Genomic DNA, 14,441 nt, shown 5'->3' with positions numbered 1-14,441 from the left:
AGGCCTTTTTATATTTTTGGCATTTTTAAAGCTCTATATTAGTTTATTCCCGTTGATTCTAGGGAAAGCGAAGGGTCTGGAACGAATTCAACAGTTTTATTTAACCAAGTCATTACCCCGCTGTTTAAATCAGTTGAATGAATAATTTTCGCAGGACACAGATATGCTTTTATGAAGCTATATTTGGGGAGGGAACTGGAATGGCTGGGGATTTCAAGGAAGCGGCGTTATATGAGCATCGTTTTTGGCTTCAGATTCTCGGAGATCACGGGAGGTTCCTGTTCGAGGCGCTTGCTCCTATTGAACAGGAGGAAATTGATACTGCGAAATATTTCATCAATACTTTTGACAGGCTTTTGCAGAGGGTTGAAACGACCGATTTAATCCATTTGAGTATGAGAGCGGAAGAAGAAGCGAAGAAAATCAGGCAATTTAAATTGGAGCTAATTGAAAAAATGCTGACCGGGAAGGTGAAAATCCATTTTGGTCCTACCTTTATCAATCACATGGTAAACGAAGTAGAAGAATATCTCCGGATTCTCGAATATCTTAAAAAGGGAGAGGTCCCGCCTGTATTTCACGAGCTCCATCACCATACCGTCTGGCTCCTTGATGCAGCTGGCCATGCTGGTGCGATCCAAAGTAATCTGGATCAGGTTGAAAAACGTTTGAAAGCCAAAAGTGAGAAATATGTAAAGTATTTTGAAGATTTCTATATTAAAGCCGTTGAACTGACAGGTTATCTGCGTACTAATCTGACCTCATTTCCAGCGCTGGATAGAATGAACCACGAGGTTTCAATGGAAATCGAGGTGTTCATGAAGTTTCTCGATGAGCTTAAGGAGCTTGAGTTGACTGAACAGGCATTAGGCAGTTTTGCGCCGCTTATGGCTGACCATATGTTCAGGGAAGAGTGCTACTATTTATCAAAGGTGGCGGAAGCAACGGCTATGAAACAGCCCAATTGTGATCCGGGCAAACCCAGATTGGAACCTAAATAATAAAAGGGTGGATACTGGATGGTTAACACCCGTGGCCATCTAGTATCTTAGCCCTAATTTTTGGTTAATTACAGAACGTGTGTTCTTGTTTTGGACGAGGGTGTGTTATACTTGAGAAGCAATAGTCAAATCTGTTGGATGGTCGGCGAACCCCGAAGGAAGGGGGTGATGCCTATGACAGTATTCGAGACCTTTATGGCTATGTTTTCATTTGCCAGCCTCATCCTCGCAGTGCTGACGTTGAGCCAAAAAAAATAGACCTCCCTTAACCGAAATTGAGTGAGAGGTCCAGCAGTTTCATGTCCGATCCTCAATGGGAACGGCTATTGCAATGGCTGTCGGTGGGCCAACACCGGCAGTCTTTTTATTCGTTTTTACAATACAAGAATACCATACAAGACTGTCAATGTCACGGTTATATGGTCCTTTATGCATGATTGGACTTGCATTTTGTCCATACTATGGAAGTTATCTCAATCCGTGCATAAAGGAGTGAATTGGCTGTGCCAATATGCAAATTGCAATATGGTGATCTCTTTTACGAAGAAGCGGGAGAAGGAGACCCAATCATTTTCCTCCACCCGCCGGGTATGGGGAGAAAGGTGTTTCATTTTCAGTGGCCTTTAAGCCAACGATACAGAGTGATTTTCCCTGACTTAAGCGGTCACGGAGAATCTACAGCAGTATTGGATAAAGTCACTATCCCAAAGTATGCAGAAGAAATCTTGCAGCTTGCCGACTGCATCGGCTTGGAAAAAGTGACATTGTGCGGTTACTCTTCTGGCGGAAGCATCGCCCAGGAATTCGCCCTGGCATATCCGGAACGCACCAAGTCCCTGATCCTCTCCGGTGGTTTTGCGGAAGTCATTTCTCCATCGTTAAGGTACGAGCATTTGCTTGGGATGTACTTCGTGAAACACTCCCCAAAAACACTGGCGAAAGTAATTGCCACTGCTCATACCTTTGATATTGGGTACAGGTCCGCGCTTATTAAGCATATGTTGAAGACCGACTTGAATACTTGGTTTCATTTTTATTATGAGTCGCTCGGCTATTCTTGTGTCGAAAGACTTAAAGCCCTTTCAGTTCCATTGTTGTTGGTTTATGGATCAAAAGATTTTATTAACCAGCATCTCAGGACCTATGAGAGAGAACTTGAACATTTTGAAACAGCGATAATCCAAAGTGTCTCACATCAGGTGCCGGTAAAAAAGTGGCAGGATTTTAACAAGGAAATCACCAGTTTTTTGCTGAAAAAGGTGTGAAAAACGCATTGACTCTAATCAATGCGTTTCTTTATGCCTTTTTGTCAGGCTTGATTGCCATGAAAGTTGCAAGCGCTGCCGCTATACTCAATGCTGACAGGATGAAGAATATGAGTTTGTCCGAATTTTTCATCAGCAAAGCGATGATAGGAGGTCCTGCTGCAACGCCGATGAACCTCATCGAGCTGTAAATGGAGGTGATCGTACCCCTTTCTTCCTTCTCGATACTTTCAGTGATCAGCGCATCAAGCGGAGGAAGGCTTGCTCCGATGCCGATTCCAGCAATAAGGAACATGGATATCAGGAACCACAATTCCTTTGAAAAGCTGAGCATAACAACGGCAATCCCAAGTACCACTAAACTGATGAATGTGATCCATTTCATAAGCACCATATTCTTTTTGATTACTTTACCTGTTATAAAAGATGAAAGGCAAAGTGCCCCTAATGGCAGAGCAAGCAAAAGGCCTTTCTTTATATCCTTTATGCCGTATTTGTTCTCAAGAATATCAGACAGGTAAAACAATACTCCAAAAAGTACAAACATGACGATTGTACCAATAAAAAAGATGGCATAAAGCCAACGTCCATTTTCAGTGAAAATCAGTTTTACCTTTTTGATGAAATCCTTAAAAGGCAATGGTTTGTTCTTCTTTTTGGGGCTTTTAACAAGAAAGATCATCATGATGATGGAAATTGCACAAAAGACAGGAATAGAAAAAAAAGGAATGAACCAGATGAACCCTGCCAGGAATGAACCTAGGACTGGGCTTAAGACTTTCCCCAGGGTGTTTGCTGTTTCAATTTCACCAAGCACACCACTCACTTCATCATCGCTTTTGAACATATCGCCGACCAGTGGCAGTACGATCGGGAAGGCACCGGCTGCTCCCACACCCTGAAGGGCTCTCCCGATTAACACAATCCAATATCCGTCGTCCATTTGCCATGAAGCCCATCCGGAAATGATTCCTCCGATTCCTGTGATGATGAGGCTTGGTATGATGACTTTTTTTCGGCCGATATGGTCAGATAAGTATCCGGCAACAGGGATTAAAAAGATTGCCACTATTGAGTAGACGGTTATGATCAAGCTCGATTGGAATGCAGATATGTTCATTCGTTTTTCAATGACAGGCAATACGGGGATCAACATTGAATTGCCAAGTGTCATTACAAGCGGTATCGATGCGATCGAAACGATGGCCCATTTTTGATTATTGACAGGATCATTATTTGTATCCTTTTCTTTCTTACCTGAAAGACTCCCGGATTTTGGAAACAAGTTCTCAATATGATTCATCTTCGAAACCTGCCTTTAAATTCATACTAATTTTAGTGTGGTCGAAAACGGAAGAAAAAATGGTGTCTTTTTATGGTAATGGCAAGTCCACTTTTAATCTGAAGGAGACTATGGTATTTTTCCCGCGGAAAGGATAAAATAGTTGGAAAAGTAAGGAAGGAGTGGAGGAACATGGGGAAGATTCTGTATTTACATATAGGGAAGCCTGAGTTGAAGAACTGGATAGGAAAGACAGAGGAATCCGCGATTGGGAAGAAGAGTGTAAAAGAAGCATTCCTTGCAATGGGTTCATTCGAGGGGGATGGAGTAGCAGCCACAGAGTTTCATGGAGGTCCTGATCGGGCTGTTTGTTTCTACCCGGCTGAACATTATCGGCAATGGTCATCAGAATTCAATAAAAGTATTGAAGTACCCACTTTTGGCGAGAATATTTCCGCACATGGAATGAAAGAGTCGGACGTATACATAGGAGATATTTACCGGTTGGGGGAAGCGACTGTACAAGTGTCGCAGGGCCGGATTCCATGTTCGAAGATATCTAAAAACAATCAAATTGACCTTTTATTGAAGAAAGTTGTCCAGACGGGTTACACCGGTTATTTTTTCAGGGTGCTTGAGGAAGGTCTGGTCAATGAAGAGGCGGAAATCATATTGCTCGATCGGGTTCAAGAGGATTTTTCCATACTCGAAGCTAATGATATTCTTTTTCATCGCAGGAATGACGTTGCAGCAATTGAATCACTAATCGGAACAGAAGGCCTGGCAGAGGCTTGGAAACAAGAATTGAATAAACTTTTAAAGCAGAAAAATTAAAATTTTGTATTTTTTCTATTGACATTTATATTTATTGAGCATATCATTTAAAACAATATATCGCACAGTGATGACGAAGAGTAGTAACTGGAACGGGTGCTTAAGAGAGCTGATGGTTGGTGAGAATCAGTGTAACTGTTGCAGCGAATGGACTTCCGAGCTTCCAAACCGAACCCATCAGGCAGTAGGCTTTGGCGAACAGGCCTTATCGTTACAAAAGGCAAGCATTAAGCAATTAGGCTTGATGCTGTAAAGTGAGCTGTTTTAACAGCTAATCAAGGTGGCACCACGGGTCTCTCGTCCTTATTTTATATAAGGAGAGGGCCCTTTTTTATTTGTAAAAAAATCAGCCTTCCCTAAAAAACAATAATATTATTATGTTAACTCGATGAGCAAGAAGAGTAAGCAGGATATTTTCGTTACAGAGAGCCGGGAATGGTGTGAACCGGTACGATAATGCCTGCTGAATGGCCTTGTGAGAGGCAGCCTGAAATGACAGTAGGGCTGCCCGGCTTCCTCCGTTAAAGGGATAGGGTATATCGGAATCACTTTAGATTCCCTGTACTTGAAGAGAGGGAACTTTTTTAAGTTCCAAGCAGAGGTGGCACCGCGGTCCATTCGTAATCGTCCTCTATACAGCACAATTTCTGTGCATGTATAGGGGACTTTTTTATTTTTCTAAGGAGGATTTATATGAACACAGAAGCACCAGAGGTTTTGGTCGAGGAAATTGAGGGAGATACATTGACACCGATATCTGTATATCAAATGATTTCCGGAAAGAAAAAATTCCTTCTCGAAAGTTCCCATAAACATAACGATTCCGGCCGTTTTTCTTTTATTGGCTGTGATCCTGTTTTCGAGCTATTGAAGGGAAAGGAAGAGACATACCTGTTGAGGGAAGGGGGCAGGGAACAACTTCAGATATCATTTTCCCAGGCGCTGAAAGAGTTGCTTCCGCAAGTTAAGCCCCAAGCTGATATTCCTTTTATAGGAGGCGGGGTCGGTTTTGTAAGCTATGATTTCATTCGGGAGTTTGAAGATATCGGACCGATGAAGGAAGACCCTCTCGATATGCCTGAAGCACACTTGATGTTCTTCAATGAAGTTATCATGTTTGATCATCTTAAACAGAAAATCAGCTTGATTGGCATTCCTTTTCAAGGTTACAGCAATGACGAACTTAGAAAGAAAATCAAGAAGCGCAAAGAAGAACTTGATTCGCCAATAAAAAAACAGCCTGGCAGTCGATTTTCACTATCAGATTTTAAATCCTCGCAAAACAGGGAGGAATATGAAGAATCTGTCAGGAAAGCCAAGAGCCTGATTGAAGAGGGGGAAATCTTTCAGGTTGTGTTATCAAGAAGGATTACGGCGGAAGCCAAAGGAGATCCATTTTCATTTTACAGAAAGCTGCGTGTTGGTAATCCTTCCCCTTATATGTACTACATTGACTTTGAAAGCTATGCAATTGCGGGTACATCTCCGGAAAGCCTTGTGAAATACCGGAATGGAACGATGATCACTAATCCTATTGCAGGAACAAGGCCAAGAGGGCATACAGCAGAGGAAGACCGAGAACTTGAAATGGAATTAGTGGAGGATGAAAAGGAGCTGGCCGAACATAAGATGCTCGTCGATCTCTCCAGGAATGATCTAGGCAGGATATGTGAAGTCGGCAGCGTCAAACTTGATAAATTCCTGGCTGTCGAGAGGTACCAGTTTGTCATGCATCTCGTATCAGAGGTGAGCGGAAGGCTCTTGCCAGATGCCCACCCAATCGATGGGTTGGCGGCATGCCTGCCTGCTGGAACAGTGTCAGGGGCCCCGAAAATTCGCGCGATGCAAATCATCAACGAGCTTGAAACAGAAAAAAGAGGTGTTTATTCAGGGGCCGTCGGTTACTTCTCGGCTTGTGGAAGCATGGATTTTGCACTGGCAATCAGAACCTTGGTTGTCAAGGACGGCAATGGATATCTTCAGGCGGGGGCAGGCATTGTATATGACTCTGACCCGGCGAAAGAGTTTGATGAAACAAATCATAAATTAAAAGCATTGATGGAGGCAGGCCATGATTCTACTGATCGATAATTATGATTCATTTACTTATAACCTTTACCAGTATCTAAGTGAGCTGGGTGCAGAGGTGAAAACAGTCCGGAACGATAAACTAACGGTCCAGGAAATATCACGGATGGAACCTGAGGCAATAGTCCTTTCGCCTGGACCGGGCAGGCCGGAACAAGCCGGGATCTGTGTAGAAACTGTAAAAAAATTGGCGTCCTCAATCCCGATTCTGGGTATATGTCTGGGCCACCAGGCGATAGCTTATGCATTTGGCAGCTCAATCATCAAGGCTAAAAAAATCAGGCATGGAAAAGAGTCTCGGCTTCGTCATACCGGAACTTCGCTGATGAAGGACCTTGAAGAACGGCCTGAAGTAATGAGATATCACTCCCTGGTGATTGACCGTACGACGCTTGATGGAAATTTTACAGTGCTGGCTGAAGCTGACGATGACGAAGAAATCATGGCAATCAAGCATAATCATTATCCGTTATACGGACTTCAGTTTCATCCAGAATCGATTGGAACGAAGAACGGAAAGCAGATTTTAGCGAATTTTCTAACCGAAATCAGAAAGGGGATATACTCTTATGAAACATTATCTTGAAAAGCTGATCGAAGGCAACTCGCTGCTGGAACATGAAATGGAGGAAGCTGTCAGGGGAATATTCACGCAGGAAACGACGGATAGCGAGATTGCATCGTTTTTGACCGGACTAAAATCAAAAGGCGAGACAGCAGAAGAGGTTTCCGGATTAGTTAAAGCAATCAGGAAACATGCTCTCCATTTTACGAAGAAAATACCGAATGTTCTGGATAATTGCGGAACGGGAGGGGACGGTTCAAAGAGTTTTAACATCAGCACAACATCAGCATTTGTCATTGCCGGAGCCGGTATCACGGTAGCAAAGCATGGAAACAGAAGCGTATCGAGTAAGACAGGAAGCGCGGATGTATTGGAAGCTCTCGGTGTCAGCCTGGACTTCACTCCAGAAGCAACAGAAGAAATCCTTGAACAGAATGGAATCGCATTTCTCTTTGCTCCACATGTCCATCCGAAATTGAAACAAATCATGAAGGTAAGAAGAGACCTGAAAATCCCTACAATCTTCAATTTAATTGGGCCACTGACAAATCCTGTTCAGCTTGATTACCAGCTGCTTGGTATTTACCGCAGGGATATGCTTGATAAATTTGCACATGTGCTATCAAACCTCAGCAGGAAGCGAGCCATTGTCATCAATGGAGCGGGGGGAATGGATGAGGCATCGCTGGCCGGTGAAAATGAGATGGTCCTCGTTTCAGAAGGGGAAATCAAGCGCATGAAGCTTCATCCAGAAGAAGTGAACCTCTCTCTATACGATAACAGCAAGATTATGGGTGGGGATGCCCGTGACAATGCAGAGATCCTGCTTCAGGTTCTTCAAGGAAAAAAAGGTCCACACCGGGATACAGTCCTGCTGAATGCAGGGTTGGGGATATATACAGCCGGGAAGGCAGAATCGATTCTGCAGGGAGTTGGGATAGCAGCCGAAAGCATCGATTCAGGCAGGGCACGGGCTAAACTGGAGAATTTAATCAGCGTCAGCAATCAAAACAAAAAGGTGGTAGGATGAGATGGGCACAATACTCGATTCAATCATTCAACGTAAAAGAGTGGAAGTGGAGGAGATGAGAAATGCGGGAGTTGGTATTGCTGAACCTCATTCCGGACCAAGATCATTGGTCAAAGCTTTAAAAGAGGCCAACAATGTCGCCATTGTCTCTGAATTCAAGAGAGCATCACCCTCTAAAGGAGATATCAATCTTTCATTAGATCCTGCGCGGCAAGCGAAACTTTATGCCAAAGCGGGTGCAGCGGCTATATCCGTTTTAACCGATGAAAAAGGATTTAAAGGTTCTTTCACAGATTTAAAAAAAGTCAGAGAAGCAGTGGACCTGCCAGTTCTTTGCAAGGATTTTATCGTTGATCAAATCCAGATTGATCTGGCCATATCGGCAGGAGCAGATGTCATCTTGCTCATTGCATCGGCACTTCCCTTGGAAAAACTGACAGAGCTATACGATTATGCATCTGAAAAAGGGCTTGAGTGCCTGGTTGAAATTCATGACGAGACAGACCTGGAAAAAGCTCTCCATATAAAGGCTCAAATCATTGGTATCAATAATCGTGATTTGAAGACATTCGAGGTCAATCTTGAAAATACCGAGAAGCTTGGACCGCTTGTGAAAAAAGCCGGAGCATTTCTAATCAGTGAAAGCGGCTTGAAAACAAAGGAAGACATCGTCCGTGCTGCTGCAGCAGGTGCAAGCGGTGTGCTGATTGGGGAGACATTCATGACTTCCGCTGATTTACTAGAAACCTTCCGGGAATTTACCGTTCCTGTAGTGAGGGATCGACATGAAGGTTAAGATTTGCGGAATACAAACAACAGAGGCGGCTCTGAATGCGGTTGAAAACGGGGCTGATGCTCTTGGTTTTGTTTTTGCAAGGAGCAAAAGACAAATTACAAAATTAGAGGCCAGAAATATTGTTGCTGTTTTACCAGACTCTGTCTGGAAGGTAGGAGTTTTTGTGAACACAAATGTTGCAGAAATTAAGCAGATAGCGGAAACTGCAGGTCTTACCCATATCCAGCTTCATGGGGATGAGAATCCTGCTGACTATCGATTACTTAGGCTGCCGTTGATCAAGGCAGTTTCCGTTACGTCACCGGAGGATCTTAAGAAACTTGACGATATAGAAGCGGACTATTTACTCCTAGACAGTCCTCCGGCTCAATTTCAGGGAGGAAATGGTTCAACTTTTGAGTGGGAGCTGGCTAAAGCAATCGGCAAGTCAAAGACAAATATCATTTTGGCGGGTGGATTGGACCCGGGGAATATCAGCAAAGCAAGTGCCATGGTCAATCCTTTCATGGTGGATGTCAGCAGTGGAGTCGAGTCGAATGGGGAAAAGGATTATGAGAAAATAAAAGACTTTATAAATAATGCAAAAGATCAAAGGGAGGAAGTTTAAATGACTACAAGCACTTATAATTTACCGGACGAAAAGGGGCATTTTGGGAATTATGGCGGAAGGTTTGTTCCAGAAACACTGATGCAGGCTGTACTTGAACTAGAGAACGAATATAACCGGGCATTGGAAGATGAGGGATTCCAATCCGAGCTGCAAAATTTAATGAAGAATTACGTGGGGAGGGAAACTCCTTTATACCTTGCCGGCAATCTCACCAAGCATGCCGGTGGCGCTAAAATTTACCTTAAACGAGAAGATCTGAACCACACTGGAGCACATAAAATCAATAATACTGTCGGGCAGGCTTTACTGGCAGTCAGGATGGGCAAGCGGAAGATTGTCGCCGAGACAGGAGCAGGACAGCATGGAGTTGCCACTGCAACAGTCTGTGCTTTGCTGAATTTGGAGTGTGTGATTTTCATGGGGAAAGAGGATATCGGGCGCCAGCAGTTGAATGTTTTCAGGATGGAGCTGCTTGGAGCAAAAGTGATCAGTGTCGATGCAGGGAGCGGGACACTAAAGGATGCCGTCAATGAGGCACTCAGATATTGGGTAACGAACGTCAGGGACACGCACTATATTCTGGGATCTGTGATGGGCCCCCATCCGTTTCCTAAGATGGTGCGCGATTTTCAGAGTGTCATCGGCAAAGAAACGAAGAAGCAATTTTTCGAAAAAGAAGGAAAGCTGCCCGATGCTCTAGTTGCCTGTATTGGCGGAGGCAGCAATTCAATTGGATTATTCTATCCGTTTATTGAAGATGAAAGCGTATCGATCTATGGGGTCGAAGCTGCAGGTTTAGGACTCACAACAGAAAAGCATGCTGCATCCCTGTCGCAAGGAAAACCAGGCGTCCTGCATGGTGCAATGATGTACCTGTTACAGGATGAGGATGGTCAAATCCAGGAGGCCCACTCGATCTCAGCTGGTTTGGATTATCCTGGAATTGGTCCTGAACACAGCTATCTGCACGATATTAACAGAATTACGTATGAATCCGTAACAGATGACGAAGCACTTGGTGCCTTTCAGCTGCTTTCGAAATTAGAGGGGATCATCCCTGCTTTGGAGAGCGCACATGCCATTGCATATGCAGTCAAGCTTGCTGGCGGAATGAGTAAAGATGAGAACATCGTTGTCTGCTTATCTGGCCGTGGCGATAAAGATGTACAGACGATTAAAGATCTGATTGGAGGAGAGAAATAGTGGATAGAATTAAAAAGGCACTGACTGAAAAAGGGAAAAAGGTGTTCGTACCTTATATAATGGCTGGAGATGGCGGACTGGAAGCGCTGAAGGATAGATTGCTCTTCCTGCAGGACGCAGGGGCAGATGCGATCGAAATTGGTATTCCTTTTTCCGATCCCGTTGCCGATGGCCCTACGATTCAACAAGCAGGAATCCGAGCGCTCGCTCAAAGAATCACCGTAAAAAAGGTGCTGAATGATTTAAAATCATACCAAACTGAGATAGAGATCCCTTTGATATTAATGACCTATTCAAATCCTGTCGTGGCCTATGGTATTGAAGCTTTTGCATTTGATGCTGCCAATGCCGGAATCTCTGGCTGCATCATCCCTGATCTACCGCTGGAGGAAGAAGAGTTAGTCCTTGCACCATTTGAACAGAATGGAATATCGCTGATCAGGCTGGTCACATTAACGACACCAAAGGAAAGAATAAAGAAGATTGCTGAAAGTGCATCAGGATTTATCTATGCAGTAACCGTTACAGGAATCACCGGTTCACGAAATAATTTCAGTGAAGACCTTGCTGAGTTCCTGTCCTTTGTTAAAAGTGAGAGCTCCGTGCCAGTATTAGCCGGATTCGGTGTCTCAACACAAGAACAAGTCGAGGAAGTCTGCAAGCACTGTGATGGAGTCATTGTAGGCAGTAAAATAATCGATTTATTCGAACAGGGTGAAAGAGAGGAAATCAAGAAACTGATTCTTTCTGCAGAAAAAATCAGTGTTTGACCTTTCAATGGGCTCTTTTCGTAGACTTTGTTGCTTAATTATCGCGTATCCTCAGAACCTTTGTAGAATACGGAATTGTGTATTTGTACGAAAAGCAACGATCGAAGCGAAAATTTTTTACATTTACCGACAGAAAGGCCGCTGCTTGATCTTCAAGCAGCGGTTACTTTTTTACTGCGGTGACGCATACAGTCAACACCGGCCTTACTTTTAAAAAGGAGATTTCCGGGTTTTGGAATCCGCTATTAAGCAAATCTTCCTTCATTTGCTTACCTAGCTGTCTTGCCGTCTCGTCGGTAGATCCTTCTTCACGAGGCTGGACAGTAAGGACAATCCTTCCACCCACTTCGAGTAACTTATATAATCTTCTCAATGAAAGCAATGGTTTGTCCCAAAGAGGGTAGTTATTGACAGAAATCATTTTATTGTAACAATGATCGGGATGATAGTCGGCCACATCACCTGCTGTCAATTGGACTTGCCCCGTTTCAATCCATCTTTTATTTCTCCTTGTCGCTTCATCCTTCATCTTGGTGGATAGGTCAATTCCGTCCACTAAAATTGTTTTGTAGTTTGACATTAACGTCTTAATTCCGTATCCAGGTCCGTAACCGATCTCAAGAATCCGGTCATTTTTTTGGACCAGAAGCTTATTGAGGCTCCACCTGTTGATTTTTCTATTCTCAAAGTACATGACAGTCCCGGCAAGCTTGCCAAGAATTCCTTTAGGCTTCTCGAATTGTTTTGCGATCGATTCAATCATTTTTATGTCACCCCTGGAGTGCTGCTTCTCTCTTTTATACCAGTTTTCGTCTCTTTTTAAACTCCACATAAAATCAGCAGCAACTTATGATGAAGAAATATTGCTCAACTTATTATTTTTGGTTTATTCTGAAAATTATTTCTCGGGAAAGCGCAAGATAAGACAATAAACTACAAAGAAAGGTCGAACGAGGATATAATTTGCCTTTTTTCGTCGTAGTCAACCTGATTTATTTTTTACAAAAACGTGCGATATGTTACAGTACTTTTTTGATAATATTATATATACTTTATTTAAGCTTTACAGAAATAGTAAAATATTAGACGAGATATTTAGTTTTGACAAAGGAAGTTGAGCGATATGAAAATGTACGAAGCGATGCTCATGATACTCGAAGAAAAGGGAACCGCATCGATTCCAGTCATATGCGACGAAATGAATGAGCAGGTCCCTGACCGATTTCATCATACGAAACTGATTATTGAACCTTCATATATTAAAACTTTGATCACTGGGAATACAGAAGTGTTCGTACTAAATGAAGACACTGTCTCAATCAGGCCAGATAAAGAACCATTGATGCTGACAGTTGTCCTGCATGGGTACCCGGGTCCAGAGATGAGAGTGCGAATAGATTTTAAAAGAAATACATTCACCTATTTTGAGTGGCACCTTGATTCGAAAGCACCAGGACCGCTAAGGACGGGGAACTATGGCAGCGTAGAAGAATTCAAGAAACACTTGTATTCGTTTAGGTTGTGGGATTGGCAGGAAGATTACCAAACAGAGGGAATCATCGTGGATGGCACCAGTTGGTCAGTTGCTCTTAAAACGAAAGAAAAGACATATGAAAGCAAAGGCCTTGAAGCATTCCCGAAAGAATGGGTGGAATTTTGCCGGGCCATCAGCAAGCTAGTTGGAATTAAGTTTTCGTGTTGATCGCAGATGCACTGCGGTTTTTTTCTTGCCAAAATTATGGTACGATGGAGATTATAAAAAAATGATGTAGGAGTGGGACTAAAGTTTCACTTTAAGGACCATGGAGGTCAATCGGAAAAATGAAAGACATATCTGTCCAAGAATTAATCAGCTCAAGTAAATATATCCCAGTAGATGTTAGAGCTCCTATCGAGCATAAGGATTCACCGATTCCGGGTTCAGTGAACATACCGTTGTTTACCGATCAGGAAAGACAGGAAATCGGGACGCTTTACAAACAATCAGGTGAAGAAGCAGCTAAATGGCGGGCGATGGAGTTTGTTTCCCCGAAGCTGCCAGGCCTTCTTGGTGAAATTAAAGAACTGAAAAATACTGGTGCGGAGCCTGTTATCCATTGCTGGAGAGGCGGGATGAGGAGCCGTTCTGTTGCTTCGTTCCTGGAATATGCAGGCGTGCCTTCCTATCGCCTCGAAGGCGGTTATCGCGCTTACAGGGAATACATTTTAGAAAAAATTCCCGAGTTATTGCCGACTAAGGCAGTGGTCTTGCATGGAATGACGGGCACAGGCAAGACGGAACTCTTAAAATCCCTGCAGGAAAAAGGCTATCCTGTAATCGATCTTGAACAAATAGCCAATCATAGAGGCTCGATTTTTGGAATGATTGGGATGGGAGATGCCCATAATCAAAAAACGTTTGATTCACTGCTGTTTGATCGGCTGAATGAAATAAAAGAATCGAATTATTTCATCATTGAGGCGGAAAGCAAGAGAATCGGACGCTCCGCGCAACCTGAAGAGATGATTGCGAAAAAGACTGACGGAGTTCATTTCCTTGTAAAAAGTTCAATCCCAAACAGGGTTGAACGAATATATAACGAGTATGTCCATCCTTTCAAAGAAGAAAAATGGTTTGAAGAAGAAGTACAGGAAAAGGTCTCTAAGCTTTTGAGACGGGTTTCCCAAGATGCAGCAACATCACTACAAATTGCCTTGAAAGAAAAGAATTACCGGGAACTGATCGAAATCCTGTTAATTCATTATTATGATCCTCGTTATGGACATGCGCTTCAGGAGTATTCAGGTCCTTTTCATGAAATTGATGCGGATGCGCCTGATGTTTTGGTACAACTTGAAAAAAAAATAAAACATACACTCTTTGATTCCAATAGTGGTTTAAAGATTTGATGGAATGGTAATTAAGAAAGGAAGGCATTCAAATTGCTTTCCTTTTCTTTATGAATTTTATCACTTAATATTTGGATAATTCGATATATAATATAGTAAGGGACTATA

The 14,441-nt window shown here is 43.1% G+C and carries 15 protein-coding genes and 2 other annotated features; of the genes, 13 read left to right on the top strand and 2 right to left on the bottom strand.

Going from position 1 to position 14,441, the window contains the following annotated elements:
* Positions 1 to 200: 200 nt before the first annotated feature.
* The 3 genes from ACNAZ4_RS17440 (at position 201) to ACNAZ4_RS17430 (ending at position 2,266) form a co-directional block, all read left to right on the top strand.
* On the top strand, positions 201 to 1,001 hold the full coding sequence (locus ACNAZ4_RS17440) for a DUF2935 domain-containing protein (RefSeq protein ID WP_415816423.1): 801 nt from the start codon (positions 201 to 203) through the stop codon (positions 999 to 1,001).
* Positions 1,002 to 1,139: 138 nt separating this feature from the next.
* Positions 1,140 to 1,259 carry a putative holin-like toxin gene (locus ACNAZ4_RS17435; RefSeq protein WP_415816496.1) on the top strand — a complete coding sequence of 40 codons (120 nt, stop codon included), beginning with the start codon at positions 1,140 to 1,142 and terminating at the stop codon, positions 1,257 to 1,259.
* Positions 1,260 to 1,504: 245 nt separating this feature from the next.
* Entirely contained in the window at positions 1,505 to 2,266 is a 762-nt protein-coding gene (locus tag ACNAZ4_RS17430) for an alpha/beta fold hydrolase (RefSeq protein WP_415816421.1), read from the top strand.
* 31 nt (positions 2,267 to 2,297) lie between these two features.
* Here the strand turns inward: ACNAZ4_RS17430 and ACNAZ4_RS17425 are convergent, their stop codons facing one another.
* Positions 2,298 to 3,569 (bottom strand): MFS transporter, encoded by a 1,272-nt coding sequence (locus ACNAZ4_RS17425; RefSeq protein ID WP_415816419.1) that lies wholly within the window; start codon positions 3,567 to 3,569, stop codon positions 2,298 to 2,300.
* 171 nt (positions 3,570 to 3,740) lie between these two features.
* Between ACNAZ4_RS17425 and ACNAZ4_RS17420 the strand changes: the two genes are divergently transcribed.
* The 8 genes from ACNAZ4_RS17420 (at position 3,741) to trpA (ending at position 11,444) form a co-directional block, all read left to right on the top strand.
* Complete coding sequence (locus tag ACNAZ4_RS17420) at positions 3,741 to 4,382, top strand: MOSC domain-containing protein (protein ID WP_415816417.1); 642 nt, start codon at positions 3,741 to 3,743, stop codon at positions 4,380 to 4,382.
* A gap of 61 nt (positions 4,383 to 4,443) precedes the next feature.
* Positions 4,444 to 4,690, top strand: a binding site (T-box leader).
* Between the two features lie 71 nt (positions 4,691 to 4,761).
* Positions 4,762 to 5,017 (top strand) — a binding site (T-box leader).
* Between the two features lie 58 nt (positions 5,018 to 5,075).
* The gene (gene trpE / locus ACNAZ4_RS17415; protein WP_415816415.1) at positions 5,076 to 6,473 is read left to right on the top strand and encodes an anthranilate synthase component I; all 1,398 of its coding nucleotides are present in this window, start codon (positions 5,076 to 5,078) and stop codon (positions 6,471 to 6,473) included.
* Positions 6,454 to 7,056 (top strand): anthranilate synthase component II, encoded by a 603-nt coding sequence (locus ACNAZ4_RS17410; RefSeq protein ID WP_415816413.1) that lies wholly within the window; start codon positions 6,454 to 6,456, stop codon positions 7,054 to 7,056. The genes trpE and ACNAZ4_RS17410 overlap by 20 nt, the downstream gene beginning before the upstream one ends.
* Positions 7,040 to 8,065 (top strand): anthranilate phosphoribosyltransferase, encoded by a 1,026-nt coding sequence (gene trpD, locus ACNAZ4_RS17405; RefSeq protein ID WP_415816411.1) that lies wholly within the window; start codon positions 7,040 to 7,042, stop codon positions 8,063 to 8,065. Before ACNAZ4_RS17410 ends, trpD begins: the two co-directional genes overlap by 17 nt.
* A 1-nt stretch (position 8,066) precedes the next feature.
* Positions 8,067 to 8,861, top strand: coding sequence for an indole-3-glycerol phosphate synthase TrpC (gene trpC, locus ACNAZ4_RS17400; protein ID WP_415816409.1), 795 nt, complete (start codon positions 8,067 to 8,069; stop codon positions 8,859 to 8,861).
* The gene (locus ACNAZ4_RS17395) at positions 8,851 to 9,468 is read left to right on the top strand and encodes a phosphoribosylanthranilate isomerase (RefSeq protein WP_415816407.1); all 618 of its coding nucleotides are present in this window, start codon (positions 8,851 to 8,853) and stop codon (positions 9,466 to 9,468) included. Before trpC ends, ACNAZ4_RS17395 begins: the two co-directional genes overlap by 11 nt.
* Positions 9,469 to 10,674 carry a tryptophan synthase subunit beta gene (trpB, locus tag ACNAZ4_RS17390; RefSeq protein ID WP_415816405.1) on the top strand — a complete coding sequence of 402 codons (1,206 nt, stop codon included), beginning with the start codon at positions 9,469 to 9,471 and terminating at the stop codon, positions 10,672 to 10,674.
* A complete protein-coding gene (gene trpA / locus ACNAZ4_RS17385) occupies positions 10,674 to 11,444 on the top strand; it encodes a tryptophan synthase subunit alpha (protein ID WP_415816403.1) in 771 nt (256 codons plus the stop codon). Before trpB ends, trpA begins: the two co-directional genes overlap by 1 nt.
* Positions 11,445 to 11,607: 163 nt before the next feature.
* Here the strand turns inward: trpA and ACNAZ4_RS17380 are convergent, their stop codons facing one another.
* The gene (locus ACNAZ4_RS17380; RefSeq protein ID WP_415816401.1) at positions 11,608 to 12,207 is read right to left on the bottom strand and encodes an SAM-dependent methyltransferase; all 600 of its coding nucleotides are present in this window, start codon (positions 12,205 to 12,207) and stop codon (positions 11,608 to 11,610) included.
* A 360-nt stretch (positions 12,208 to 12,567) separates the two neighbouring features.
* On the opposite strand from ACNAZ4_RS17380, the gene ACNAZ4_RS17375 reads away from it, so the two are divergent.
* Both ACNAZ4_RS17375 and mnmH read left to right on the top strand, forming a co-directional pair.
* Complete coding sequence (locus tag ACNAZ4_RS17375) at positions 12,568 to 13,146, top strand: hypothetical protein (protein WP_415816399.1); 579 nt, start codon at positions 12,568 to 12,570, stop codon at positions 13,144 to 13,146.
* Between the two features lie 119 nt (positions 13,147 to 13,265).
* The gene (gene mnmH, locus ACNAZ4_RS17370) at positions 13,266 to 14,333 is read left to right on the top strand and encodes a tRNA 2-selenouridine(34) synthase MnmH (RefSeq protein ID WP_415816397.1); all 1,068 of its coding nucleotides are present in this window, start codon (positions 13,266 to 13,268) and stop codon (positions 14,331 to 14,333) included.
* Positions 14,334 to 14,441: the final 108 nt, after the last annotated feature.

This window comes from Mesobacillus thioparans, from assembly GCF_965138835.1.
GTDB lineage: Bacteria > Bacillota > Bacilli > Bacillales > Cytobacillaceae > Mesobacillus > Mesobacillus thioparans.
Note: the sequence above shows the minus strand (reverse complement) of the source record. Positions and strands in the feature narration are given on the sequence as shown.

What these genes read in the sequence shown, in the direction of transcription:
- ACNAZ4_RS17440 (WP_415816423.1), top strand. Translation starts at nt 201, where the DNA reads ATGGCTGGGGATTTCAAGGAAGCGGCGTTATATGAGCATCGTTTTTGG.
- ACNAZ4_RS17435 (WP_415816496.1), top strand. Translation starts at nt 1,140, where the DNA reads ATGGTCGGCGAACCCCGAAGGAAGGGGGTGATGCCTATGACAGTATTC.
- ACNAZ4_RS17425 (WP_415816419.1), bottom strand. Translation starts at nt 3,569, where the DNA reads ATGAATCATATTGAGAACTTGTTTCCAAAATCCGGGAGTCTTTCAGGT.
- ACNAZ4_RS17420 (WP_415816417.1), top strand. Translation starts at nt 3,741, where the DNA reads ATGGGGAAGATTCTGTATTTACATATAGGGAAGCCTGAGTTGAAGAAC.
- trpE (WP_415816415.1), top strand. Translation starts at nt 5,076, where the DNA reads ATGAACACAGAAGCACCAGAGGTTTTGGTCGAGGAAATTGAGGGAGAT.
- ACNAZ4_RS17410 (WP_415816413.1), top strand. Translation starts at nt 6,454, where the DNA reads ATGATTCTACTGATCGATAATTATGATTCATTTACTTATAACCTTTAC.
- trpD (WP_415816411.1), top strand. Translation starts at nt 7,040, where the DNA reads ATGAAACATTATCTTGAAAAGCTGATCGAAGGCAACTCGCTGCTGGAA.
- trpC (WP_415816409.1), top strand. Translation starts at nt 8,067, where the DNA reads ATGGGCACAATACTCGATTCAATCATTCAACGTAAAAGAGTGGAAGTG.
- ACNAZ4_RS17395 (WP_415816407.1), top strand. Translation starts at nt 8,851, where the DNA reads ATGAAGGTTAAGATTTGCGGAATACAAACAACAGAGGCGGCTCTGAAT.
- trpB (WP_415816405.1), top strand. Translation starts at nt 9,469, where the DNA reads ATGACTACAAGCACTTATAATTTACCGGACGAAAAGGGGCATTTTGGG.
- ACNAZ4_RS17380 (WP_415816401.1), bottom strand. Translation starts at nt 12,207, where the DNA reads ATGATTGAATCGATCGCAAAACAATTCGAGAAGCCTAAAGGAATTCTT.
- ACNAZ4_RS17375 (WP_415816399.1), top strand. Translation starts at nt 12,568, where the DNA reads ATGAAAATGTACGAAGCGATGCTCATGATACTCGAAGAAAAGGGAACC.
- mnmH (WP_415816397.1), top strand. Translation starts at nt 13,266, where the DNA reads ATGAAAGACATATCTGTCCAAGAATTAATCAGCTCAAGTAAATATATC.